General features: G+C 46.5%; 38 protein-coding genes and 1 tRNA gene. 36 read left to right on the top strand and 3 right to left on the bottom strand.

The genetic code is table 11. From position 1 onward, the window contains the following. Positions 1-71: 71 nt before the first annotated feature. Positions 72-515: a YslB family protein gene (locus LQ247_RS19950; protein ID WP_105981370.1), complete on the bottom strand. Its 444-nt coding sequence runs from the start codon at positions 513-515 to the stop codon at positions 72-74. 301 nt (positions 516-816) lie between these two features. Here LQ247_RS19950 and LQ247_RS19955 point away from each other — a divergent pair, with 301 nt between their 5' ends. From LQ247_RS19955 to LQ247_RS22230, 32 genes are all read left to right on the top strand, one after another. Continuing rightward, positions 817-1,425 (top strand): succinate dehydrogenase cytochrome b558 subunit, encoded by a 609-nt coding sequence (locus LQ247_RS19955; protein ID WP_023855447.1) that lies wholly within the window; start codon positions 817-819, stop codon positions 1,423-1,425. 33 nt (positions 1,426-1,458) lie between these two features. Further along, a complete protein-coding gene (sdhA, locus tag LQ247_RS19960; RefSeq protein WP_020452492.1) occupies positions 1,459-3,222 on the top strand; it encodes a succinate dehydrogenase flavoprotein subunit in 1,764 nt (587 codons plus the stop codon). Next, positions 3,219-3,983: a succinate dehydrogenase iron-sulfur subunit gene (sdhB, locus tag LQ247_RS19965; protein WP_020452491.1), complete on the top strand. Its 765-nt coding sequence runs from the start codon at positions 3,219-3,221 to the stop codon at positions 3,981-3,983. The genes sdhA and sdhB overlap by 4 nt, the downstream gene beginning before the upstream one ends. Positions 3,984-4,046: 63 nt before the next feature. Next, complete coding sequence (locus LQ247_RS19970) at positions 4,047-4,517, top strand: acyl-CoA thioesterase (protein ID WP_231006489.1); 471 nt, start codon at positions 4,047-4,049, stop codon at positions 4,515-4,517. 17 nt (positions 4,518-4,534) lie between these two features. Next, positions 4,535-5,233 (top strand): SDR family NAD(P)-dependent oxidoreductase, encoded by a 699-nt coding sequence (locus LQ247_RS19975; protein WP_231006490.1) that lies wholly within the window; start codon positions 4,535-4,537, stop codon positions 5,231-5,233. Positions 5,234-5,408: 175 nt separating this feature from the next. Next, complete coding sequence (gerE, locus tag LQ247_RS19980) at positions 5,409-5,633, top strand: spore germination transcription factor GerE (protein ID WP_003184172.1); 225 nt, start codon at positions 5,409-5,411, stop codon at positions 5,631-5,633. 161 nt (positions 5,634-5,794) lie between these two features. Further along, entirely contained in the window at positions 5,795-6,238 is a 444-nt protein-coding gene (locus LQ247_RS19985; protein WP_003184148.1) for a MarR family winged helix-turn-helix transcriptional regulator, read from the top strand. A gap of 7 nt (positions 6,239-6,245) precedes the next feature. Continuing rightward, positions 6,246-7,064, top strand: a complete 819-nt coding sequence (gene racE, locus LQ247_RS19990; protein WP_020452488.1) for a glutamate racemase — start codon at positions 6,246-6,248, stop codon at positions 7,062-7,064. Between the two features lie 152 nt (positions 7,065-7,216). Then, positions 7,217-8,326, top strand: a complete 1,110-nt coding sequence (locus LQ247_RS19995; RefSeq protein ID WP_023855442.1) for a GerMN domain-containing protein — start codon at positions 7,217-7,219, stop codon at positions 8,324-8,326. Between the two features lie 125 nt (positions 8,327-8,451). Then, positions 8,452-9,192: a ribonuclease PH gene (rph, locus tag LQ247_RS20000; protein ID WP_020452486.1), complete on the top strand. Its 741-nt coding sequence runs from the start codon at positions 8,452-8,454 to the stop codon at positions 9,190-9,192. A gap of 22 nt (positions 9,193-9,214) precedes the next feature. After that, positions 9,215-9,805, top strand: a complete 591-nt coding sequence (locus tag LQ247_RS20005; RefSeq protein ID WP_020452485.1) for an XTP/dITP diphosphatase — start codon at positions 9,215-9,217, stop codon at positions 9,803-9,805. Between the two features lie 16 nt (positions 9,806-9,821). After that, complete coding sequence (locus tag LQ247_RS20010; protein WP_023855441.1) at positions 9,822-10,343, top strand: YfcE family phosphodiesterase; 522 nt, start codon at positions 9,822-9,824, stop codon at positions 10,341-10,343. Between the two features lie 119 nt (positions 10,344-10,462). Further along, positions 10,463-10,536: transfer RNA gene (locus LQ247_RS20015), tRNA-Arg, on the top strand. A 163-nt stretch (positions 10,537-10,699) separates the two neighbouring features. Further along, the gene (locus LQ247_RS20020) at positions 10,700-11,752 is read left to right on the top strand and encodes a tyrosine-type recombinase/integrase (RefSeq protein WP_231006491.1); all 1,053 of its coding nucleotides are present in this window, start codon (positions 10,700-10,702) and stop codon (positions 11,750-11,752) included. 148 nt (positions 11,753-11,900) lie between these two features. Further along, positions 11,901-12,335: a helix-turn-helix domain-containing protein gene (locus LQ247_RS20025; RefSeq protein ID WP_231006492.1), complete on the top strand. Its 435-nt coding sequence runs from the start codon at positions 11,901-11,903 to the stop codon at positions 12,333-12,335. A 210-nt stretch (positions 12,336-12,545) separates the two neighbouring features. Then, a complete protein-coding gene (locus LQ247_RS20030; RefSeq protein ID WP_231006493.1) occupies positions 12,546-12,710 on the top strand; it encodes a hypothetical protein in 165 nt (54 codons plus the stop codon). After that, positions 12,700-13,029, top strand: coding sequence for a hypothetical protein (locus LQ247_RS20035; RefSeq protein WP_231006494.1), 330 nt, complete (start codon positions 12,700-12,702; stop codon positions 13,027-13,029). The genes LQ247_RS20030 and LQ247_RS20035 overlap by 11 nt, the downstream gene beginning before the upstream one ends. Before the next feature lie 39 nt (positions 13,030-13,068). Beyond that, a complete protein-coding gene (locus LQ247_RS20040) occupies positions 13,069-13,317 on the top strand; it encodes a hypothetical protein (RefSeq protein ID WP_231006495.1) in 249 nt (82 codons plus the stop codon). Then, entirely contained in the window at positions 13,314-13,487 is a 174-nt protein-coding gene (locus tag LQ247_RS20045; RefSeq protein ID WP_231006496.1) for a hypothetical protein, read from the top strand. Before LQ247_RS20040 ends, LQ247_RS20045 begins: the two co-directional genes overlap by 4 nt. Further along, positions 13,488-13,664 carry a hypothetical protein gene (locus tag LQ247_RS20050; RefSeq protein WP_231006497.1) on the top strand — a complete coding sequence of 59 codons (177 nt, stop codon included), beginning with the start codon at positions 13,488-13,490 and terminating at the stop codon, positions 13,662-13,664. A gap of 250 nt (positions 13,665-13,914) precedes the next feature. Beyond that, the gene (locus LQ247_RS20055) at positions 13,915-14,313 is read left to right on the top strand and encodes a hypothetical protein (protein WP_231006498.1); all 399 of its coding nucleotides are present in this window, start codon (positions 13,915-13,917) and stop codon (positions 14,311-14,313) included. Beyond that, positions 14,310-14,468, top strand: coding sequence for a hypothetical protein (locus tag LQ247_RS20060; RefSeq protein ID WP_231006499.1), 159 nt, complete (start codon positions 14,310-14,312; stop codon positions 14,466-14,468). The genes LQ247_RS20055 and LQ247_RS20060 overlap by 4 nt, the downstream gene beginning before the upstream one ends. Continuing rightward, entirely contained in the window at positions 14,452-14,826 is a 375-nt protein-coding gene (locus tag LQ247_RS20065) for a hypothetical protein (protein WP_231006500.1), read from the top strand. Before LQ247_RS20060 ends, LQ247_RS20065 begins: the two co-directional genes overlap by 17 nt. A 14-nt stretch (positions 14,827-14,840) precedes the next feature. Further along, positions 14,841-15,848, top strand: a complete 1,008-nt coding sequence (locus tag LQ247_RS20070) for a hypothetical protein (protein ID WP_231006501.1) — start codon at positions 14,841-14,843, stop codon at positions 15,846-15,848. Continuing rightward, positions 15,839-15,985 (top strand): hypothetical protein, encoded by a 147-nt coding sequence (locus LQ247_RS20075; protein WP_023856095.1) that lies wholly within the window; start codon positions 15,839-15,841, stop codon positions 15,983-15,985. Before LQ247_RS20070 ends, LQ247_RS20075 begins: the two co-directional genes overlap by 10 nt. 13 nt (positions 15,986-15,998) lie before the next feature. After that, complete coding sequence (locus tag LQ247_RS20080; protein WP_231006502.1) at positions 15,999-16,781, top strand: DNA replication protein; 783 nt, start codon at positions 15,999-16,001, stop codon at positions 16,779-16,781. Beyond that, the gene (locus tag LQ247_RS20085; protein ID WP_231006503.1) at positions 16,778-17,278 is read left to right on the top strand and encodes a hypothetical protein; all 501 of its coding nucleotides are present in this window, start codon (positions 16,778-16,780) and stop codon (positions 17,276-17,278) included. The genes LQ247_RS20080 and LQ247_RS20085 overlap by 4 nt, the downstream gene beginning before the upstream one ends. Further along, complete coding sequence (locus LQ247_RS20090) at positions 17,278-17,610, top strand: hypothetical protein (protein WP_231006504.1); 333 nt, start codon at positions 17,278-17,280, stop codon at positions 17,608-17,610. Before LQ247_RS20085 ends, LQ247_RS20090 begins: the two co-directional genes overlap by 1 nt. Beyond that, a complete protein-coding gene (locus LQ247_RS20095; RefSeq protein WP_231006505.1) occupies positions 17,607-17,843 on the top strand; it encodes a hypothetical protein in 237 nt (78 codons plus the stop codon). Before LQ247_RS20090 ends, LQ247_RS20095 begins: the two co-directional genes overlap by 4 nt. Beyond that, entirely contained in the window at positions 17,843-18,046 is a 204-nt protein-coding gene (locus tag LQ247_RS20100) for a hypothetical protein (protein ID WP_231006506.1), read from the top strand. The genes LQ247_RS20095 and LQ247_RS20100 overlap by 1 nt, the downstream gene beginning before the upstream one ends. Continuing rightward, on the top strand, positions 18,043-19,428 hold the full coding sequence (locus tag LQ247_RS20105) for a DnaB-like helicase C-terminal domain-containing protein (RefSeq protein ID WP_231006507.1): 1,386 nt from the start codon (positions 18,043-18,045) through the stop codon (positions 19,426-19,428). Before LQ247_RS20100 ends, LQ247_RS20105 begins: the two co-directional genes overlap by 4 nt. Before the next feature lie 135 nt (positions 19,429-19,563). Continuing rightward, positions 19,564-20,577, top strand: coding sequence for a toprim domain-containing protein (locus LQ247_RS22230; protein ID WP_231006508.1), 1,014 nt, complete (start codon positions 19,564-19,566; stop codon positions 20,575-20,577). 23 nt (positions 20,578-20,600) lie between these two features. Here the strand turns inward: LQ247_RS22230 and LQ247_RS20115 are convergent, their stop codons facing one another. Further along, positions 20,601-20,828: a helix-turn-helix transcriptional regulator gene (locus LQ247_RS20115; protein WP_029326998.1), complete on the bottom strand. Its 228-nt coding sequence runs from the start codon at positions 20,826-20,828 to the stop codon at positions 20,601-20,603. 46 nt (positions 20,829-20,874) lie between these two features. Continuing rightward, the gene (locus tag LQ247_RS20120) at positions 20,875-21,084 is read right to left on the bottom strand and encodes a helix-turn-helix domain-containing protein (RefSeq protein ID WP_224991028.1); all 210 of its coding nucleotides are present in this window, start codon (positions 21,082-21,084) and stop codon (positions 20,875-20,877) included. A gap of 95 nt (positions 21,085-21,179) precedes the next feature. Here LQ247_RS20120 and LQ247_RS20125 point away from each other — a divergent pair, with 95 nt between their 5' ends. The 4 genes from LQ247_RS20125 (at position 21,180) to LQ247_RS20140 (ending at position 24,010) form a co-directional block, all read left to right on the top strand. Next, positions 21,180-22,364 carry an AimR family lysis-lysogeny pheromone receptor gene (locus LQ247_RS20125; RefSeq protein ID WP_231006509.1) on the top strand — a complete coding sequence of 395 codons (1,185 nt, stop codon included), beginning with the start codon at positions 21,180-21,182 and terminating at the stop codon, positions 22,362-22,364. A 302-nt stretch (positions 22,365-22,666) separates the two neighbouring features. Next, positions 22,667-23,194 (top strand): hypothetical protein, encoded by a 528-nt coding sequence (locus LQ247_RS20130; protein ID WP_231006510.1) that lies wholly within the window; start codon positions 22,667-22,669, stop codon positions 23,192-23,194. Positions 23,195-23,336: 142 nt separating this feature from the next. Beyond that, positions 23,337-23,489: a hypothetical protein gene (locus LQ247_RS20135; RefSeq protein WP_165583474.1), complete on the top strand. Its 153-nt coding sequence runs from the start codon at positions 23,337-23,339 to the stop codon at positions 23,487-23,489. Beyond that, positions 23,486-24,010, top strand: coding sequence for a hypothetical protein (locus LQ247_RS20140; RefSeq protein ID WP_231006511.1), 525 nt, complete (start codon positions 23,486-23,488; stop codon positions 24,008-24,010). The genes LQ247_RS20135 and LQ247_RS20140 overlap by 4 nt, the downstream gene beginning before the upstream one ends. Positions 24,011-24,158 lie beyond the last annotated feature (148 nt).

Raw genomic sequence — 24,158 nt, forward strand, 5'->3', positions numbered from 1 at the left:
TTTAAGAATGTGTGTCCATTTGGGTTTTATTGTAAAAAAGCTGCTGAAAATCAACAGCAGCCTTTCGAGCATCATGCCGGATCTTTCATATCCCATTTGACGGTCAATACAACTTTTCCGGCTCTTTTTTTCACTTGTTCATACGATTCGGCAATTTGTTCGTTCATCAGCTGGATTTGCTCGGCGATAAATCCGGCTTCTAGCTGAAAGCAGGGTTCCTTTTGATATTTGAGGCGGTTTGAGACCAGCGGGCCTTCGAGCTCAAACTCAAGCTCCTGTTTTTTTGAATGGGCGATCGTAAGCGTTCCCCAGCCTGCATCCAGAAAGAAAGCGGGAAGATCCTCCCTGGATTCAAGCGGGAACTTGCGGGCGAGCTTTTTTCCCGCCCAGTACATCATATCTGCGTAGTCTTGTCCCAGCATATCGGGAAGCAGCACTTCCCTGATCAACTCATAGCCATATGCGGAGACTTCCAGCTCTTTTAATTGCGCTAAGTTTGCTTCATATTTGTTCATATCCAATGTCTCCCCTCTTTTCTCCGTTTATTATAGCTTAAATGGGGTGAAAGATTACAGCGGGGACATGCAATTAGGAAGAAAAAAATCTGATATATTTATATTTTGATAAAATAAAATTTTCTAAAATATGATTAAATTTTAGAAAATTTCAATTTATGTACGCGTTTTCTTGACGCCTATTTCTCATAGGAGTAAAATGAAATTGTCATAAAAACTTAACAAAGTGCGATATTTGAAACAGGACGGGGGATAGGAAACCTTTCATTTTTACTGCACTTTTCAACTAGGGGGTAAAGCAATGGCCGGGAACAGAGAGTTTGTTTATCGAAGACTGCATTCTTTACTTGGCGTCATACCGGTAGGCATATTTTTAATCCAGCATTTGGTTGTCAACCATTTTGCGGCAAGCGGAGAGGAGGCGTTTAATAACGCCGCTCACTTTATGGAAAACCTGCCGTTCAGGTACGTCTTGGAAATCTTCGTGATTTTCCTTCCGCTGATTTATCATGCTGTTTATGGAGTATACATAGCTTTTACAGCAAAAAATAATGCGAACAGATTCGGCTTTTTTAGAAACTGGATGTTCGTTCTGCAGCGGATTACAGGAATCGTTACCTTGATTTTTGTCAGCTGGCACGTGTGGCAAACACGGATTGCCGCCCAAATGGGGGCAGAAGTAAACTTTGACATGATGGCTGATATTTTGAGCTCCCCGATCATGCTCGGCTTTTACATTGTAGGTGTCCTCTCAACAATCTTCCACTTTTCAAACGGTTTATGGTCGTTTGCTGTCACTTGGGGAATCACCGTTTCTCCTCGCTCACAGCGAATCGCCACGTTTGTGACAATGGGAGTCTTTGTTGTGTTGTCCTATGTAGGGCTGAGAGCGATTTTGGCATTTGTGTAAAAGAACTAGATTACTAGAGGGAGTGGGGCAGGCATGAGCAATTCAAGCATCATCGTTGTCGGCGGAGGACTTGCGGGTCTGATGGCGACCATTAAAGCTGCGGAAGCAGGAACAAATGTAAAACTATTTTCGATCGTTCCCGTTAAGCGCTCACATTCCGTATGTGCGCAGGGCGGAATCAACGGAGCGGTCAATACAAAAGGTGAAGGCGACTCCCCTTGGGAGCATTTTGACGATACCGTTTACGGAGGCGACTTTCTGGCCAACCAGCCGCCGGTCAAAGCGATGTGTGATGCGGCGCCGTCGATTATTCATTTGCTTGACCGCATGGGCGTCATGTTTAACAGAACACCTGAAGGGCTGCTTGACTTCCGGCGCTTCGGGGGAACTCAGCATCACAGAACGGCATATGCGGGGGCGACGACCGGACAGCAGCTCTTGTACGCGCTGGATGAGCAGGTTCGCCGCTTTGAAGTAGAAGGGCTTGTTTCGAAATATGAAGGCTGGGAGTTTCTCGGAGCCGTTCTTGATGATGACAATGCGTGCCGGGGCATCGTCGCCCAAAATCTGACGACGATGGAAATCGAGTCGTTCCGTTCAGACGCAGTCATCATGGCGACCGGGGGACCGGGCATCATCTTTGGAAAATCGACGAACTCGATGATCAATACCGGATCAGCCGCTTCGATCGTTTACCAGCAGGGCGCTTACTATGCGAACGGAGAATTCATCCAGATTCACCCGACCGCCATTCCGGGAGACGACAAGCTCCGTCTGATGAGCGAATCGGCGCGCGGTGAAGGCGGACGAGTCTGGACGTATAAAGACGGCAAGCCTTGGTATTTCCTCGAAGAGAAATATCCGGCATACGGAAACCTTGTGCCGCGGGATATTGCGACGCGTGAAATATTTGATGTATGCGTCAGACAAAAGCTCGGCATCAACGGCGAAAACATGGTATATCTCGATCTTTCCCACAAAGATCCGAAGGAATTGGACATCAAGTTGGGCGGAATCATTGAAATCTATGAAAAATTCATGGGTGACGATCCGCGCAAGCTGCCGATGAAGATTTTCCCTGCAGTCCACTACTCAATGGGCGGACTCTGGGTCGACTACAATCAGATGACCAACATTCCAGGACTGTTTGCCGCAGGAGAATGCGATTATTCAATGCACGGCGGAAACCGCCTGGGCGCGAACTCGCTCTTGTCAGCCATTTACGGCGGCATGGTGGCAGGTCCGAAAGCCGTTGAATATATTCAAGGTCTTGAAACATCCGCAGAAGATCTGTCTTCTTCCGTTTTCGACAGCTGCGTCAAAAAGGAAGAAGAAAAGTGGGCTGACATTATGAAAATGGACGGCAATGAAAATGCATATGTCCTTCATAAAGAGCTCGGCGAATGGATGACAGATAACGTGACGGTTGTGCGCCACAATGACAAGCTGCTGAAAACGGATGAAAAAATCCAAGAGCTTGCCGAGCGCTACCAAAACATCAATATCAACGATACGGCAAAATGGAGCAACCAGGGCGCCGTATTCACACGCCAGCTGCACAACATGCTGCAATTGGCACGGGTGATCACGCTCGGTGCATACAACCGGAATGAGAGCCGCGGCGCCCATTATAAACCGGATTTCCCTGAACGTAATGACGAGGAATGGCTGAAAACAACAATGGCGAAACATGCAGGCGATTTTGAAGCCCCGAAATTCCATTATGAGGATGTCGATGTTTCATTAATCGCACCGCGTAAACGGGATTACTCGAAGAAAAAGGTGGCGAAATCATGAGTGAAAATAAGACAATCAAGTTTATCATCACTCGTCAGGATACATCGGATTCTAGTCCTTACCAGGAAGAGTTTGAAATTCCATACCGTCCGAATATGAACGTCATTTCCGCTTTGATGGAAATCAGAAGGAACCCGGTTAATACGAAAGGGGAAAAAACGTCGCCGATTGCTTGGGATATGAACTGTCTCGAGGAAGTGTGCGGCGCTTGCTCGATGGTGATCAACGGCAAGCCGAGACAGTCCTGTACAGCCCTGATCGACCAGCTTGAGCAGCCGATCCGCCTTGAACCGATGAAAACATTCCCGGTTGTCCGCGACCTTCAAGTGGACCGGAGCCGCATGTTTGATTCATTGAAGAAAGTCAAAGCATGGGTACCGATCGACGGCACATATGACCTCGGACCGGGACCGAGAATGCCGGAAAGAAGACGCCAGTGGGCGTATGAGCTGTCAAAATGCATGACTTGCGGCGTATGTCTTGAAGCTTGTCCAAACGTGAACGATAAAACAAACTTTATGGGACCTGCACCGCTCTCGCAAGTCCGCTTATTCAATAGCCATCCGACAGGCGCGATGAACAAATCGGAACGACTTGAAGCGATTATGGGAGACGGCGGACTGGCCGAATGCGGAAATTCGCAAAACTGCGTGCAGTCATGTCCGAAAGGCATCCCGCTCACAACCTCAATCGCTGCATTAAACAGGGATACGACCGTTCAGGCGTTTAAAAACTTCTTCGGAAGCGACAACACGGAATAACACGAAAAAACGCACCTCTTCAAGCCGAAGAGGTGTTTTTATGACCAAAGGGGATGAAAAACAATGAAGCTGCCGGGATATATTGAAGAACCGTTTGACACATGGTGTCAGTCATTTTCTTTTTTTGATGAAGTATCCGTCCGTTTTTCAGAAACGGACATGTTCGGTCATATGAACAATGTCACACCGTTTGTCTATTTCGAGGAATCGAGGATTTCCTATTTCAAGCACCTGGGCGTCATGGACCGCCTTTCAGACGGGAAGAGCGCGGCCATTCCCGTCGTGGCGAGCCAGCAATGCGATTATTTTCAGCAGGTCATGCTTCATGAACATTTGAAAATCGGCGTCAAAACAGCATCTGTCGGCAACGCTTCCCTCACCCTCCACTATGCGGCGAAAAATGGGGAAGGTGACCTTTGCTTTACAGGGGTGGCGGTTATGGTGCAAATTGCGAAAGATACGGGTAAACCGGTGAAATGGACAGATGAACAAAAAGCAAAACTGCTTGGCAATCACTCATTACCTGAGAAATAATTGACAGGGAGAGGAAAATGAAAAAAGCGATGATCATCGGTGCGAGTTCCGGAATTGGCAAGGCGCTTGCCAAGCAGCTGTCAGCCGCAGGAGTTGAGGTCGGTCTTGCTGCAAGAAGGTATGAACTGCTAGCCGAATTGCGCGACGACCTCCCTGGACCTTCATACATTAAAAAGATCGATACAGCCGACAGCGAACGCTCGCCTATACTGTTGAAAGAACTGCTTGATGAGATGAATTGGGCAGATGCAGTCTTCATCTGTTCAGGTGTTGGATATTTGGAAAGCGAAATGGATTGGAGCAAAGAAAAGGAAACGATCGATGTCAATATGACAGGATTTGTGTCCTGCTCGAACGTGTTGATGGAGCATTTTATCAAAAATAGGAAAGGGCATTTAGTCGGCATTTCATCCATTGCCGCGCTGAGAGGAAACGGAGGGGCCGTCACCTACGCCGCTTCAAAAGCATTCGTTTCTAATTACTTAAAAGGGCTCCGTCAAAAAGTGAAAAAACTTGGGTATGATGAAATCGTGGTCACCGAAATTCAGCCGGGCTTTGTGGACACGGCTCTTGCAAAAGGTGATCACCTGTTTTGGACGGCTTCGCCCGAAAAAGCGGCTGCACAAATCATCAGTGCTGTGCAGAAAAAGAAAACGCACGCATATATTACGAAAAGATGGCGGCTGATCGCCTGGATTTTAAAATGTCTTCCTTAGAAGTTCAACCCTGAAACGATGCCTGTGTCATGATCTGAAAAATAGGTGTTTGAGGGAACCCTTTTCTCCGTCAGAAACGTCACCGACCTTGCGTATGTTTCATATGATATCACGACTATATCGAAACCCATTCGTTTCAGATCAGCTCTCACCTTAGCAAGGAGGGTTACAATACTTGAAGGAGAAAGAGTTTCAATCAAAGCCGCTGCTAACAAAAAGAGAAAGAGAAGTGTTCGAATTGCTCGTTCAAGACAAGACAACAAAGGAAATCGCAAGCGAGCTCTTTATAAGTGAAAAGACTGTACGTAATCACATTTCCAATGCGATGCAAAAATTGGGAGTGAAAGGCCGTTCGCAAGCTGTTGTTGAACTTCTTCGAATGGGTGAGCTAGAGCTCTAAATTGAGCCGGTGTTCCTTCTTGTAACAAGAAGGGAACCGGTTATTTGTTTTGAGGTGCAATTTGTATATTCATGTTGAAGTCTTGCAATTTGTGTAGAAAAGAAGGAAAATAGACTCAAGTGTTTTGAAAACAAAACAACGAGTCGAGCGAGGTAGAGAAAATGAATTCGAATGCTTCTTTGAATCACATAGCGGATATTGAAAAATCACTCCGCCATATTGCGGGCATCATCAAACAAAAAGGAAGAGAAATTCTCACCCAATATACGATTACCCCTCCCCAGTTTGTCGGTCTTCAATGGCTGTATGAATACGGGGATATGACGATCGGCGAGTTATCACAAAAGATGTACCTGGCGTGCAGCACCACGACGGATTTAATTGACCGAATGGAGAAAAACAACCTCGTTGAACGGGTGAAAGATCCGTCCGACAGGCGCGTAGTCCGCATTCATCTTCTCTCGGAAGGAGAGCGGATCATCCAGGAGGTCATTCAAAAAAGGCAGGACTATTTGGAAGACATGTTAGAGGCGTTTTCCGAGGAAGAAACAGCCGCATTTGAAAAATTATTAATTAAACTTCAGCAGGAAATGAACAGAAAATGAGGCGATTTTGTTGGATCAACCGATAGGAGTCATCGATTCGGGAGTCGGCGGTTTAACCGTTGCAAAAGAAATCATGAGGCAGCTGCCGAAAGAAAAAATTATATATCTTGGAGATACGAAAAGGTGTCCGTACGGACCCCGGGACAGAAAAGAAGTCCTGTCATATACATGGGAAATGACAAATTATTTGTTATCCCGCCACCATATTAAAATGCTCGTGATCGCCTGCAATACAGCGACGGCCATCGCACTTGAAGAAATCAGCAGAGAAGTCGCGATCCCGGTCATCGGCGTTGTGCAGCCCGGAGCCAGAACCGCGATTAAAGTGACGGAGAACCAGCGGATCGGCGTGATCGGAACAGAAAACACGATCAAAAGCGGCGCATATGAAGAAGCGCTTCTTTCGCTGAACGGAGATTTAACGGTAGAAAATCTGGCTTGCCCGATGTTTGTCCCGTTTGTGGAAAGCGGTAAATTTTTGGATGAGACGGCTGATGAAATCGTCAGGTCGTCACTGCACCCGCTCAGGGATTCATCAATCGATACACTGATTCTCGGATGCACGCATTATCCGATTTTAAAAGAGCCGATTCAGCGCTATATGGGAGAGCGCGTCAACATCATTTCCTCCGGAGATGAAACGGCCAGGGAAGTCAGCACGATCTTGTCATACAACGGTTTATTAAGCAAAACGGGTGAACCGCCGGAACACTTGTTTTTAACAACCGGGGAGCGCGCCCGCTTCACAAAAATTGCAAATGATTGGTTTGGATACGAAGTGAAAAATGTGGAAAGCATTTCTCTTCAGGAAACCGCTATAAAATAAAGCTGCCGCACAAGCAAACGGCAGCTTTTTTCATGAGCCTTTTCTTTAAAAGAAAAGGTTTTTTGTATTCAGAGGGATTTTTTTAAAAAGCGGTCTAATTCAAAAACGGGCTCGTATACATAATAGTACAAACTGCCTTAGGAGGGAAAAGTATGCTGAAAAAAGGAATGAAAGGAATCGCGGTTTCGGTTACGGCCTCCGCGCTGCTTCTTTCCGGGTGCGGAATATTTCAGTCAGATCAAGCCTCAGAGGAGATAGATCCGCCGCAGGACATCACATATGTAAAAGAGGAGAAGGAGCAAGACAAAACAGACAAAACCAAAGATAAAACAGAAGACAAAGGCAGCAAAACGACAAGCGACGATAAAGCGGCTCAAACGAGCGATACGGTCATGAGAGAGCTTTATCTCATTGATAAGAACGGCTATGTGACAGCGCAGACGCTGCCGCTGCCAAAGCAGGAAGGTACGGCTAAACAAGCGCTTGAATACCTCGTTGAAGGCGGCCCTGTTTCAAACATCATGCCAAACGGATTCAGAGCCGTGCTGCCGGCGGATACAGCGGTCAATGTTGATATTAAAGAAGACGGAACAGCGATCGCTGACTTTTCAAATGAATTTAAAAACTATAAAGCTGAAGACGAGCAAAAAATCGTACAGGCGATTACATGGACGTTAACACAGTTTAACTCGATTGATAAAGTGAAGATCCGCATGAACGGCCATGATTTGAAAGAAATGCCTGTTAACGGCACGCCGATTTCAGAAGAACTCAGCCGCGAGGACGGCATCAACCTCGATACGGCCGGTGTGACCGATATAACAGCGACACAGCCGGTCACCGTCTATTATTTGGCTGAATCGGACAAAGGCACATACTATGTTCCTGTAACGAAACGGACGTCTGCAAAAGAAAAAGACCAGGTGACGGCGGCGATTAAAGAGCTGACGGAAGGACCGGGCAATAAAAGCGGCCTGCTTTCCGATTTCCAGGGCGATGTCAAGCTTGAAAACGAGCCGAAGATTGAAGACGGCCATGTGACTCTCGATTTTAACGAAGCGATCTACGGGAGCGCCGACGGCGAGAAGAAAGTGATATCGGATGAAGTGTTAAATAGTATTGTGCTGACATTAACCGAACTGCCTGATGTGAAAAGTGTGTCGGTTACTGTGAACGGAAAATCCGAGCTCGTCAATGAAAAAGGAGAAAAGCTTTCCAAGCCGGTTTCAAGACCGAGCAAGGTGAACACAGGTAGTTTTTAAGCAGAGATTTTTGATATACTATAAAAAAAGAGGTAAGCGATTAAAGCTGCCTCTTTCTTTATTCAGCTTTTTGGAAGAGCAGAATGATTGTGAAAGGTTTATGTACATACAATCGGAGGTAAAAAATGAGATACGATGGAAGAGAAAACAATGAACTGCGCCCTGTCACAATGGACCTCGACTTCATTACGCATCCCGAGGGATCGGTCCTGATCACAGTCGGCGGGACAAAGGTGATATGCAACGCGTCTGTGGAAGACCGCGTACCGCCCTTTTTGAGAGGAGAAGGGAAGGGCTGGATCACCGCGGAATACAGCATGCTGCCGCGGGCCACGAACCAAAGGACGATCAGGGAATCGTCAAAAGGGAAAATCTCCGGGCGGACGATGGAAATTCAACGGCTGATCGGACGAGCTTTGCGGGCGGTCGTTGATTTGGAAAAGCTCGGTGAGCGGACGATCTGGATCGACTGCGACGTCATTCAGGCTGACGGAGGCACGAGAACTGCGTCGATCACCGGAGCATTTACGGCCATGGCGCTTGCCGTCGGAAGACTTGTCGAAAAAGGCACGCTGAAGGCGATGCCGATCACTGACTTTTTGGCTGCCACTTCAGTGGGAATCGATAAGGAAAAAGGATTAATCCTTGATTTGAACTACCAGGAAGATTCTGCGGCAGAGGTGGATATGAACGTCGTCATGACAGGCGAAGGCCGCTTTGTCGAACTTCAGGGAACAGGAGAGGAAGCGACATTCTCAAGAAGTGAATTGGACGGGCTTTTAGAACTGGCTGAAAAAGGGATCGCCGAACTCATCGAAAAGCAGAAAGAAGTGCTCGGCGACGTTGCATCAGCCATTCAACAATAACATGAGAAAGGCTTGATACACGATGAAAGAAGTCATCATTGCCACGAAAAACGAAGGAAAAGTCAGGGAATTCAAAGCGATGCTCGAACCAAGAGGCTACGATGTCAAATCTCTACTGGACATCGGCTATACGCCCGAAATCGAAGAAACCGGGCAGACGTTTGAAGAAAACGCGGTGATTAAAGCGGAAACGATTTCGAAAGAAACCGGCAAAATCGTAATTGCCGATGACTCAGGCCTGTCTGTCGACTACCTCGGCGGCAGCCCCGGCGTATACTCGGCCCGCTATGCAGGAGAAGAGAAAAACGATCTCGCCAACCTGAAAAAGCTATTGAAAGAGCTTGAAGGGGTGGAAAAAGAAGACCGCTCCGCGAGGTTCAGATGCGCGCTCGCATTATGCATTCCAGGACAGGAAACGAAAACGGTCGAAGGTTCTGTGGAAGGATACATTACCGAAGAACCGCGCGGCACAAACGGCTTCGGCTACGACCCGGTTTTTCTCGTCAAAGACAAAGATCAAACGATGGCCGAGCTCTCAAGCGGCGAAAAGAACAAAATCAGCCACAGAGCGGAAGCACTGAAAAAACTGTCCGCTCTATTGGACCAAGCGTAAAGGAGGAGGGCCGATCATGAAGGTTCTGATTGTCAGCGACAGCCACGGCCTTGAAGACGAACTGGAAATGATCGCTGAGCGGCACGGGAAGGAAACAGATCTCATCATCCATTGCGGGGATTCCGAATTGGATCCTTCCCATCCCGCGCTTTCCTCTTACTTAACGGTAAAAGGAAACTGCGATTTTTACGGGGAGTTTAAAGACGAAATTGTCGTTCCCGTCGGATCAAAAAAGCTTTTTTTCACACACGGGCATTTATACGGCATTAAACAGTCGCTTTTAAATGTATACTACCGCGCTGAAGAACTCGGCGCCGACATCATCTGTTTCGGCCATTCCCACATCGCGGGAAGTGAACTGATGGACGGAAAACTGCTGATCAACCCCGGCAGCATCCGCCTTCCGCGGGTGCGGAAAGAAAAAACTTATGCTATACTGAACATTGACAAAGACAATGCAACGGTCCGCTTTTACGACTTGGACGGCCGGGAAGTCGAAAGCCTGACGAACCATATCCAACTGCCAGCACATTCATGAGGAAGAATTTTTTTCTTCCTCGTGAAGAAAAAAATTCTAAAAAGTTGTTGACTTTATGTCCCGATCCGCATATAATAAATCTTGTCGCTGATAGTTAAAGCGAAACAAAACAACATCATGTCCCAGTAGCTCAGCAGGATAGAGCAACGGCCTTCTAAGCCGTCGGTCGGGAGTTCGAATCTCTCCTGGGACGTCAGCCCATTAAATACCGGTATGTTACGATTTATCTCCGTTGAATCAAACGGTGACATAAACGTTGACATACCGGTTTTTTCGTGTGTACGTAAGACTTCCGTTAGGCTGTACGTTGGACAAATGACGCTCGACCGAACGATTTAAGGAGGCGGAATTTTACAATGGCACGGAAATTTATAACGGAAAGGCGACCTACGGCTACTCGATCTGTCCCACGGACTGACGGAGTCCCACGGCCGCCAGAACGGACGTATTCTATCGAAGAGGCCCTCGATATTTTTATTCTCGCAAAGGAGGCGGAAGGAGTCCGGGAGAGAACGATCGCCGACTACCGAAGCCACATAGGTTACTTATCGGAATATCTCTCGGACAATTATCCGGAGGTGCTCGACGATATTGGGGCGCTGACGGCGAATATTATCCGCGAGTACGTGAACTACTTACGTAAAGAAAGGAAGCCGTATAAAGGCGCTGAGTACCGAAATGAGATTGCACGGAAAGGGTTGGCGGTCAATACGATTAATATGCGGCTGCGGACTTTGAAAACGATGTGTCGCTTTTGGTACGCTGAATCCATTACGCCTATAAATGCGATGGAGAACATCGGGCAGGTGCGCGACGACAGCAAAAAAGAGGTCGAAGGTTTTCGGGACGATGCGCTTACTAAAATACTGGATTCGTTAGATGACCGACAGTTTGCTCAGTGGCGAGATAAGGTGCTTATGTACTTGATGTTGGACACAGGACTGCGCCCGGAAGAAGGAACGACGGTAAAGATTTCTCAATTTGATTTTACGCGCCTAGTAGTGGTTGTGCCGTCTGAAGTTGCGAAGAATAGACGAGACCGTGAAATACCGATAACGAGAGAAGTTGCGAAAATGGTTAAGGCCCTATATGAAGAGAGTTGTCAGTATTTTGGACCGCAAGAGTATGTTTTCATAAATGCGTACGGACAGCCATTTACCTCAGGGGCTTTCAGAAAACGTCTTAATCGTATGAAGAAAAGCTTAGGACTTGAGAAAGTTTTTCCGAATATGTTTCGCCACACATTCGCCCGCAACTATATTTTAAATGGCGGAGATATTTTTACTCTTCAGCTAATCCTAGATCATGCGGATATCAAAACTACGCGTAAATATGTTCAAATGAGCAATGAGGACGTGAAGGCACAACATAATAAACACTCCCCAGTCAGGAGATACTTACGCCGCTGATTTTTCAGCGGTTATTTTTTTTCGCCTAAAACGCTGTCCGATCCGGAAAGTTTATACGCAACTATAAGTGAAGGCGAAAATTTTTTGAATCGAGTGTTGCAAAAACGACTATGTTATGCACGTTGTATTAGTGTAAGGAGGTATCCGCATGACAAACGAACATCAACGACTTGTCTCAGTCGAATCGCAGTCCGAATATAATCTAACGTCCGGCAAGTCCGAAACGCGCATATTCGTTAAAATGTACGTCGATGCCGTCAAGAAAGGGTTGATTGCGGACATCGGAGCCGATCGTTGGCAGACGTTATGTGTCCTCTCATCGTTCATGAACGAAAAGGGCGAATGCTATCCAACGCAGGATCAGATAGCTAGGGCGCTAAATGTACGCAGAGAGGCCGCAAACAAACGTATTAAGGCTCTTTGTGATTATCGTTGGCAAGGACGTCCATTGGTCGTTAAGCAGAAGACGAGAGATCCGAAAACTCAGCGGTGGGAGAACGCGCGATACACGATCATGCCGATCAGCCAACTTGCGATTTTTGACGGGGACACGGAGGAGTTGCCGGAGCCACGTGACGAGTAACCACACATGGCTGAGCCATATATGGCTAGACATCACACTAACTAGAACCATCTTTTAACTAGAGCCATTAAGAACTAGATAAATAATAGCGCTCATGTACATTCGCGCGGATATTATTAATAAAAGATATATCGCGATTAAAAACATCTGCAAGAGTGAGCGAAAGCGAACGATTGCTAGGTCTTATTAATAAACGAAAGGATGTGCGGTATGTTTACGAAATACGAGCTCGCTGTTCTATACGAAGCTTTAAATGACTTACGTCCGGAAACTTGCGCGCTGGTACAAGATGAGCTGTCGGTTTCTGTTTCAGAACTACGCGTTAAAGTTAAGCGACTAATTTACGAAGGAGATGACGAAAACCATGCCGATTGAAATCCCGATTTCCCCCGATTACAAACTCACGTCAGACGAACGCAATATCATCGTAAATGAACGCTATTTCACCGATCCAACGAAAGCGCCGAACTGGCCGAAGCGGATTGCCGAAAATCCCGACCTTGATCCGTCACCAATCGCACGTTGGCGAGAGGTCGCGTACTTCTCATCGATTGATCGCGCAATCATGTTCGTCATGGATCGGCGGATTAAATTATCGGACGCCAAGACGCTGGAAGATCTCGCACGAATTATACGGGAATTTCGCGGGGAATTAGCGGCTTTGCTGACGGTCGAGGGTAATCGTAAGGGCTGACGCCGGAATGGCGAAAATACACGGAATGGAGGCGTTAAAATGACGGACGAAATCGCAGACCTACGCTGTACTGTAGCCGAATTGATTGCGGAAAACGAGCAGTTGAAACACACGATCGAGGAAGCGGAAGAACTAACGGCTGACCTCTACGTCAGATCTGAGCGACAGCCGTCAGAACCGGGCGTGATTCCGATGAAACTTCCGGATAACCTTACGGCTGATCAGCGACATATCATCACCGTACTGCACGGACTGCTAATGAGCGAATTAAAGGAGGGCGAACGATGAACGTTACAATTACGATGATTGACGACGAGATTCGGAAAATACTCCGGGATCACTTTGCGCAAAAAGGATTTAACGTCAAGGGTTCTCAGATATATTCGGACGACAACGGCATTGTTCGTTTCGATATTCAATTATATGCGTACGATATTTTCGCGAAGGAGGACGAATAGATGAGTTATGAGATCATGCTAAACAGTGGGGAAATTGCTGAAATTCTTCGTAATCACTTTTCACAGAAAGGCTATACCATTAAGACTAATGTTTTTTATGTGAATATAGAAGGCGAGCTGTGCTTTGTACAGATGCTTGCGGAAGACATCATCGAAAAGGGGGAGGAGGAACAATGAGAACGGCTCAAAACCCAGTAATTACGAGAGCACAAGTTGTTCGGTTGCGTAAGTATTATAGAAGTCTCGAGGAGCTGCGAATGAAGTACGCTGTTATCGATAATCCAGCGGAAGAGCACATAATTACGATGCGTCAAGAGGCAGTTATCGAAACATTAAATTGTCTTGGTCTACAGATTGAAGGAGTGAACGACTGGTGAACAAAAAACTAACGAAAGGCGAACTCGAAGCGTTAGAGGAGGACGAATAGATGAGCGAAATTAAAAAGCCGGTAATTACGAAGGAGCAGGCGAGGGCGATCGAAGAAGGCCTCAAGTGCTATGTCCGTCAAGGGTTAGATTTAGGTCCGAAGCTATATAATCGCTTTCTAATTGACCACGCGAACGTTCTAACAGAAGTAGACGATCCTTGGGCGGGTATGTTCTCGTGTTTGAATGACCTCGACCTAATGACGCTCGCAGCCGCATTAATCAACGGATATGAAGTCGAAAAGACACCGGAGGAGAGTGTGCGAGAGTTTTACGATAGTTTCGAGTGTGGCCCTCGAATGTATCCGGCGGAAATGTCTTTTCGAAATGAGGAGTACCGTCGCATTATTAAGTGTACGTTAAATCGTCTCGGAATCAAAATCGAAGGGGTGAATGCGTGATGAGACCGACATCGATCGAATTTAATACGTCAATGACGAAACTGAGACTCGGCGTATCTGAAGAACTGTATCCGCATGTATGGACGCTTATTCGCGAAATTGAAGCTTTGCGCAAGATTAACGAAATGGGTGACGAAAATGCCGACGACAGATAAACCGGTATCTAAATGGAATACGCGCGACTTTCAATCGTATTTAAAAGCGGAGCATGAGCGGCTGTATGGCATTCCTTACGTTCCGATGCGCGGATGGAAGGCCGAAGCGGGAATGCTCGGAAGTTGGGTCGGAACGAAGCGGAAGCCAGGCGAATACGGGCCGGAAGTAACGAAGCGCTTCATCGATCTGTGCTTTGCGGAATACAGGCCGACGGCAGAATGGCCGGGCGTCAGTTTCGGTTGGATGAAAACGTATAAGGGTACGAAAATACAGCGGGTGGCTGCGGAAATCAAGGCCGAAGAAGCAGCGCAACAAAGGCGGGAGCAGCAGGCGGAAATCGGCGACGACTTTTATTAAACGGAGGGATTGCGATGACTAAAACGAAAAAGTATGTGCGGATTTTGAAGGCGGGAGAACCTTCGTATTGGTATATAAATAAGATCGGTCGGATGTTTGAGTTCGAAAGAGAAGGTGATTTTACGTACAAAACAAGAGAAAAAGACGGTAGTTTAGCAGTAATACGAAAAGAAGACGCCGAACTTATCTTCACAGAAAAGCGTCCGGCCAAAGTTGGCGAGCGAATTCTGATTGTTAATGCTGAATTGGGTACGTATAACAACGGACAAATTCACAAGGTTCATAAATGCGTAAGTGCGTCGAGCGATAATAACGAACACATTGTAACTGACGCAGGGTTTGTATTCTGGACTTCAGAATACGAAGTCATCGTAAATAACGAAGTTAAAAACGAGGAGGATGACGAAGTGGAGATCGATTTGGACGCAATGGGATACAATGAACTAATCGAGCATGGAGAAGCGGTTATGAGGGCGATCAGACTGCGCTCTTATGGCGAAGGTTATAAGCAAGGAAAATTCGATGCGGACATGGATGCGACATATATGCGGTCACAGGAAAAGACCGCACAAGAACGCCGGGATGAAATCGTTGAGCAGGCGAAGAGGGACGTATCGGATTTATACAACAGAGACATCGGATATAGACACGACTTTATCGTAAACTCCGAAAAAAGAACCGTCGTCGCATTGAGGAAGTCACTCGGGGAAGGATACGTACGCGATAGAGGAATCGCCAAGGCCGCACCGGAAGACTGCTTCAACGAACATATCGGAAAGGCTATCGCTCTCCATCGCGCACTTGGACTCGAAGTACCTGACGAATATCTGAACGCACCGCAGCCGACTGAGGTTCGTGTGGGAGACGCTGTAAAGCTAATTCATAATGGCGAAGTGATCGATGAATATCTCGTGGTTAAGATAGAAGACGACCGGGTGTACGATCATAACAACACTTGGGCGCCTAAACGTACATTAAAAATCATCGATGACAGCCGTACGGAGGTGGGCGAATGGCTTTAAAGTATACGATGAATAAAGACGAAATGATCGAAGCTATGGCGCAGTGGCTCACACGAAAAGGTTATGCGCCTGTACGCGGAAAGATATTAGTTAATTTTGAAGAAATTAGAGCGGAGTTTATTATCCGAGAAAAGTAGGAGGTGATCGTGATTGACTAACGAAAGAAACTGCGTCCTGGCTAACGGATGCAAAGCGGCCGGCACGTCCGCCTGTACCCGCCAATGCACGCACTTCATCGCACTACATGGAGCGACAGGCAACGGCGGCCGATCAGCGGCGGCAGGATTACCGCGAGAATATCGTCTGACAACGCTCGCCAATTCGCCAGCAAGAGCGGATCAGCCTGCGGTATATAAATCGATGGAGAATTACGTCAAGACGTTCGATCGCCAATTTGAGCAGACGGAAGGCTACATCGAACCGGCTGATCGGATCAAGTCGTTGTATCTCTACAGCGCGAACTCCGGAACCGGCAAGACGACGACAGCGGCGGCAATCCTTAACGAATGGCTGCGCGTCCATTACAGCGGATCTTTGCGGAGAGGTTTAACGCCGTCACTACGTCCCGCCTATTTCCTCGATGTGAACGAATGGCAAGACGATTATAACGAATTCAATCGGCCGCGTGTTCCGGACTCGGTCGCAGAGCCCGCCGCCACCCGTTACTACCGCGCGCTAGAAGCGGCTAAGACGGCGCCCTTTGCGGTTCTGGACGACATTGGTGTACGGAACGTTACGGACGGATTTCGCGGTGATTTACACGGCATAATTAACGCGAGAGTGACGAATCAACTTCCGACAATTTATACGAGCAACATTTCGATTGAACGTTTGCCGAGCGTGTTTGGCGAGCACCGCATTTACGATAGAATTCGCGATTTATGTATAGTGCACGGATTCGAAGGTGAATCGAAAAGGGGGCTGCGGAGATGAAAACGGACATCGCTTTCGGAGACCTAGTCGCAGTAGACGGATATCCAGACCGCATTTTCTTCGTAGAAGCGCGAAGGAAAGTCGAAGAAGAGGACGATACCGGCGTTTCTAATTACGTTGAATTCGATCTGGCAGACGCAATTCACGGCGAATGGATTCTCGCTGATTCGAACGACATCCGCCTAGTCTGCCGCAGTCAGTTTGTTGACGAATATCTTGACGGAGTTGATTACGAAAACTATCCGGAGCCGGAGGGAACGGCGTTTCACTTTGCGGAATTTCTTCCGGAATTGCCGAGTGCCGATACCATGGCTAAGCTTAGCGAAGAACTAGAAAAGGCGGGGAGTGAAATGGCGAAAGACAAGACGAAGAAAATCGATGAGATGCTCGATGAATATAACGATTACAAGCGTCTGGAAGCGATGTACGGCGACGAAGAATACAAGGCGAAGCAGGATGAGGCGAAGGCGAAATTAAAGCGGGAGGTCGAGCGGTAGTGACTTATAAACTAAGTCCGAGACTTAAACAGTATTTCAAGGATATTGAAAATGAGAGAAAGAGTGATGGCGCACTATTTAATGAATTTTCTAAAAAAGTTCAAGGATGGATGGATTCGGAATTTCAAAAGGCGACTGATCATTTCGGCTTAACATTTGATGAAGCTAAGGAACGCGCTCAGATTAAGGTAGATGAAAACGGAAATAAGGTTATTTTGATTGACGATAAGCCCGCGTTCAAACTCGACGCACCCGCCATCGAACTTTATGAGTCAGGTGCACGCGTTATCCAATCTTTTCAGCGGCTCTATGAGTTGGAGGTCGAGCGATGATGTCCGAAAAAATAATTGATGAAGTAAATTATTTAATGACTTTGACTGATGATGAATTAAACGAATTATTAATTAGTGAAAAATATAATAAAGCAAACTTGCGTGAGCTGGTGAGACGAACTTTGAAGGTTGCAAATGAGTATAAAAAGGCCTTTGAGTACGAGATAAGCGACGAGAAAAAAGAAACAGATGAATCTTTAAAGCTTTATGAGCGAACGGGTGAGCCAGAATAATGTACCGCTTACTCTATCCGCTAAAGTGGACGTTTGCTGCGCTAGATTGGGCGTTCTACTACATCGGTGTCGCTGCGGATTCCGTTTCGGACCTGTTCGGCAAAGCCGCCGACTTCTTCCGTATTCGAATCGAAATCGCAGAGCAGGCGAAAAGAGGCGTCCGAGTGATTTACGTTAAGAGAGTGAGGAGGGATCGCGGATGAACTACGGTGTTTTAATGCTATCGAAAGTAATCGAACAGAACGATCCGAACGCGCTGCTGCGCTTTAATATTACCGCCGAGGATCTGCCGACGGAAGGCGAACGCAAGGCACTCCGATACATCACGGAATATGCGGAGAAACACGGAGGCCAGGCGCCGACAGCCGAAATGGTAACGCACGAGGTGCCGGATTTCGAGCCGAATTTTGGTATCGAAGCTAGTTACGATTTTATTGCGAAGAAATTGAAAAATTACGCGTCTTTGCGGGACTTTTCCGAAATTGTTAACGGTAGAGGAGACGGAGAGGAATCCGAATTTATAAAACGATGGGAGAGTGCGCAAGACAATCCGGAGGAATTTTTTTCTTGGTTGACGGAGCAAGCCGAAAGATTTAAAATGAGAACAAACGTTCGTAGTTCGGTCGGTACCGACATCAAAAAAGATATCGACAAATTTAAAGCCGAATACGAAAACCGCAAGGCTGGCGAGTCATTCCGGATCTGGCGAAGCAAATTCGACTTCATAAACCGGGCGATGGGCGGCTATGTTTCGTCGAACGTATACGTTATTTATGGGAAGCCCGGTCGGGGAAAATCGGCCATAGCGTTGGAGGAAGCGATTAATTGCGCGATGCAGGGGGCGAACGTTCTAATCTGGTCGATGGAGATGGGATGGTATGAGGTTCTCGTCCGGCTTTACGTTTCCATTTCGGGAGAGTTTGGGATCGACAACAATCCGTTAGAAGACGTCGATATGGAACTCGGAATCGATTACGCAGGACCTGGCGGCTTTAACTCGCGAGATGTTCGCCAGGGCAAGTTATCCGACGAATTCGAAGCCGGTTTTATGGAGTTCCTCGATAAAATGAACGAATTGATTCCGGGGAACATCATTGTTCGCGCAGTAGACGACGAAGACTTCGGCTCTCGGAAACTCCGCGATCTGAAGGCGGATATACTCGAAACGAAAGCTGACGTCGTGCTAATCGATCCGTTTTACTATTTAGATTACGAAAAGAACACGTCAAAGACTGCGGGTGGAGACGCGGCCGAAACATCGAAAAAACTCCGTCGTCTAGCCGGCCAAACAAAAACGACTGTCTTTGCGTTGACGCAAGCGGAAGAAGGCGAAGGGAAAGACGCAGATTCCGAATTAAAGTTGCCGCAGCGTAAAGACGTCAAGAAAACGAAAGCTCTACTCGAAGATGCTGCGCTATTGATTGCGGTGGATACGAACGCAGAGGAAGGTCGAGGCCTGATCGGTCTGAACAAAGGACGGGATGGAGGCGAAGGGAAGAGCGCTGAGATCGTTTATCTGCCGCAGTTTGGCGTCATCAAACAACTAGGAGGAGCCGAAGGGTCAGCGGATCAGTTCGACTTTTAAGGAGTTGGAATATAACGGATAACATTGTCAACATTTACCGCTATTCTTTCGACAAAATACGATGGAATTTTTCGAAATCGGGGCGTAATATATAGAACAATCCGGCCTAATTAGGACGAAAGGAGTGATACGAAAGTGCCGATTTTAACGTTAAATGGCCGTCAGGTCGACATTGACATCCGATATGAACTCGAACAATTCGAATGGACGCGACCGACTTGGACGGATGAGCGACTCCTGGCCGCAAGCCCTTTCCGATATGACCGGACGCCAAGTTTTTACGTATATCTTGACGACACGGCATCCGCAAAGGCCGGCTATTGGGGCGATAGCGGCTATTATGACGCAGAGTATGCACGGGGTGGCTTCGTTAAGTTGCTGGCGTTCTTGCGCGAAGAAACCGAAGAGGAGACGATCGAATACCTCATCGATGCGTATGCGCCGGAATCAGAAGACGGTAAATTAACGCTCAGGCTGCCGAAGCTGAAGATCGCAAAGAATCGCGAACCATTAAGCGAATCGATTCTCGGCGGCGTGGTTGCGGGGCCTAACGATTATTTAAACAAGCGCGGAATCATGCCGGCTGTCCAGCGTCTAATGGGCGTCGGAATGGTTGGCGGTGCGGTTGCGTTGCCCTGGCGGCTGCCTAACGGCCGGCTCGCCAACGTAAAGTATCGGTCAACCCGGGGCAAGGCGTTCTGGTACGTCAAAGGCGGATGGCCGATACGGGACCTTGTTTACGGAATGAATGTCGTATATGACAGGCGGCTGACACGCGTTGTCTTATGCGAGGCGGAGATCGATGCGCAATCGTGGATGACGGCGGGAGTGCCGGCGATCGGAACCGGAGGATCTTCGTTTAACCAAATGAAGGCGGACATTATCGTCCAGTCTCCGATCGAACACGTAACCATCGTGACGGATAACGATAAGGCCGGCGAGAAGTTGCGGGCGGAGGTCGAGCGTTATTTATACGGGAAAGTCGGACTGGCACACGGATATATTACGGAAGGGAAGGATGCGAATGAATTTTTGCTTGCGGAGGGGAGAGCGGAGTTGAAGTCGGTGTATGAGCGTGCGGAGGACGTTAAGAAGTGGCGGGTGGAGTTACCTAAACAGGTAAGTTTTTCGTTGACGGGCGACACTTAATCCCGTCAGCGACCGACTACCGGTTATTCTTCGACGATCCATTCGTACAGGTCGTCCATGCGGCAGTTTAGAATTACCGAAAAAGTTTTCGCGGTATCCAGGTTCATCCGTTTTGTTCCGTGTACATAACCGGATACGTGCGATTCTTCAACGCCAGCCCTATCGGCGAGCTGCGCTTGGTTCATTCCAGCTTCACGGAGTCGGTCGCGAAGTAAACATTTACCTCGACGATACTTAACCGTAATAAACACCTCCGCAAAGCTTTTGCTTTACGGGGAAATTATAGCTTAAATATCGTTATTTTTCTACGTTATCAGGAACTATTTTAATGACCTTCTCAATAGGTACTCCTAAATAAAGGCATATGGCTTCAATCGTTGCCAAACTAACATATTTATCATCGTTAATTTTAGTTACCAAGTTGCGGTGGATTACCTTGTCCCTTAGTATTCCTGTAGTTTGTCCACGTTCTTTAAGGTATGACCTCAGAGGCTCATAACTAATCATAAAAAAATCTCCTTTTTTTCAAAAATTTTACGCACACAAAAGTGTGCATTTGTAGTATACTATAGATATAACAAAACGTAAATCACATAAAAGGGGTGTCGAGGTTGCGTTCTATAAGAGATGAGTTCACCTATCAAAGAGAGTCTCTGGGGTTAAGTATACCATGTATTTCCTTAGAAACAGGTATTAATCGAGATTGTTTATATGATTTAGAAAATGAAGACAGAATAGGGTTTAGACAACTTATTAAGCTAGCGAGGTATTTCTTTAAAGAAAAGTACCACGAAAAAATGCGCGACTGGTGCTTGCAGTTAAATACAACAGAAGCCATAAAACAGGCTTTTGAATATTCTGCCATAAAAAGAGACGCAAATTTGTTGAGTCGTCTTATTTCCGAAAATAAAACAGATCCTTATCTTAAATCTTATATTAGCGCTTATTCCATTATCCTCGATTTCATGACTGACGAAATATCATTTAAAGAGATGATTTCGAAAATTGAGAATCTCAAGACTTCGGGGTGTAAAGAGATCTCCCTCTTGAAGCAAATATATCAGTGTGTCTCTATGTACTATACGAAGGATTATTTTGAGATTACCAAGGAAGCTGAACGAATTAGTCGTGAGTTATCCAGGATGAAGAGCGTTAGAAAGATGTTCTTTAAAGAGTGCTACGCTTACCGATTGTCTGAAGTTCTTGCGCCAGCATACCTTCACCTTAATGAACTTGATCTTTGTCGCCACCATGCAAATGTTATGATAAAAACGCAATTAAATGATAAACACGAGTCAGATGGTTATTACTACCTCGGAATCTCTCATTTAGCAGAAAACCAAGAGGAGCTTTGTTTGCATTTTCTTAGAAAAAGCGTCGAGGCAGCTAGAAAGACAGGAGAGAGTCTGATAACCAAGGAAGCTGAACATAATTTAACACTTGCGGAGATTTATTTCCACTTTAAAAAGAGTGGGGATATTCCAAATACATCTTTATTAAGTAAACAGATGCTTTTAGGAGGTGATGACGATTTTATAGTATTCTTTGATTACGTAAAAGCTCGGTCTATAGATAAGATATATAGAGGATACGGGCACTTTTTTAAAAAAATGAACTTTTTCTTTGCTTCACTAATCGCTGACGTATTGCCTTCCCTCGGGATCGACAGAAGACAAGCATCAGAACTTAAATCATTTAAATTTGAAAAAAAAGGAGAGGTTTTATATGAAGAAAGTTTTATTGATGGGATTAGTTTTAGGAGCGATTCTTGCAGTTTTGCCTCATGATGCAGTTGCAACAGACAAACAACAGGTAAATGAAGATGTAAAAGTTGCAGGCATAAAAGTAGGAGGGTAATGATTATCCGTCGCCACCGTTTGGTGGCTTTTTTAGTTATAAAATTTAGAAAATTGGGTAAAAAATAGTTTTTTTGAGTTCACCCAATTCCGAACATACACTAAAACTAATATGCTAAGATTTTCATATAGAGGACATAACAACAAATAAATGAAATTTTTTTGAGATTGTGTTGCAAAAACAGCTGTTACGAGCACGTTGTATAAGTGTAAAGAAAAGGAGGAAAAGATAGGTGGAAAACTCACAATTTAATAGGTTTGAATTAGTTGTTGAAAGCGGAGCAATCCCATTTGTTCTTAATGAGTCTCGGAAGATCGCACACAAGGTGGTAGATGTTACCTCTTTTGAACAAGAGTGTTACCACTATATAGGAGCTGCTCTTGACCGATACAAAGATAACGGAAGAGAAAAAAAGGCACTAATTCAGAGGATTATACGAGAAGTGAGAAATCGGTTTTTAGACAGGAGGAAGGTTAAGGAATCGATTTCAATCGAGTCAATGTATGAAAACGATAGCGTATGGGAACCTGAAGACGTTTTGGCGAACGTCGAAGGTGAGGTTTTATTAAAAGAGAAGATCGCCCTGTTGGCGCAGGACGACCCAAGAAAAAGAACTATCCTAGAAGCATGGATTCGCGGATGCACAAATGACTCTGACATTTCCACGTTGTTGGCGCAACGTTTTGGAGGAAATGCACGGTGTCACCGAATCTTCATCCAACGATTCCGATCACGCTGCCAAACCCAATTAACAGCGTAATTTTCTATAAACGTAACTAGCCCGGAAGGCATCGCTACACCCTCATCATATACAATCTGTTGGCAAAAGACAAGCGAACAGTATACGAACACACCTTCCGATCTAGTACGTTTTACCTAAATAATATGGAGGCGAACGTACTATGAATATCCCCAAAATTACCGATTCCAATACGTATCCTGCGCTAGATCCGCGCAAATTAACCGAAATTTTATATCAAGGCGCATGGCCGGTCGATGAAGATCCGGCGGACTACTACCGACCGCAATCGATTAAGGCGGTGCGCGTCGGATGAAAGCAACGTTATCCCACCACGCGAAGCTCAATATTACCAAACGCTTTAAGATCGGCAAGCAAACGCCGGAAGCATGGGCGTCCTGGATGTTATCGAAAGCTGTTTACTGCGGCATCGGTCCGGACGACAACGGAGAAGATGCTCGGATGTATTCCCATCGTGGAGCAACGTTCATGCTTGCGGTAGATAAAGACGTTGTTAAAACCGTAATCCCACCGAATAAAAGCTACATCAATCGAATTCGGCGTAAAGTGACGAATTTCATTGCGGAAGAAATTACGAAAATGTCGCAACAAATTACGGAAGAGGTGGCTAGGATCGATAAGTTTCGCGATGAACTCGAAGAAGAAATCGTACATTTAGAAGGCCGCCTTTCGCGCGCCCGGTCATTACCGACGAAACTGGCGTTGCAATCTCGAATTAATGCGGTTCGTATGCGTATTGACGAATTGCCGGCGGAATCGCACGAAATAAGACGCGAACTGACGCGTACAGCGAGAGGAGTTGCCGCCTATGTCTAACGCATGGTTGTTCGAAATATTTGCGGTGATTGCCGCGCTTGTAATTGGCGGACTTATTTACGAAGTTAATCGCGAAGAAGGCGAGTAAGGGCGGCGGACATTGCGGCCCGGCGCTCGGAGAATGTCGGGGCGGCCGTTAAGTAACAGA

Source organism: Bacillus sp. BS3(2021), from assembly GCF_021043345.1.
In the GTDB taxonomy this organism is placed as follows: Bacteria; Bacillota; Bacilli; order Bacillales; family Bacillaceae; genus Bacillus; species Bacillus paralicheniformis.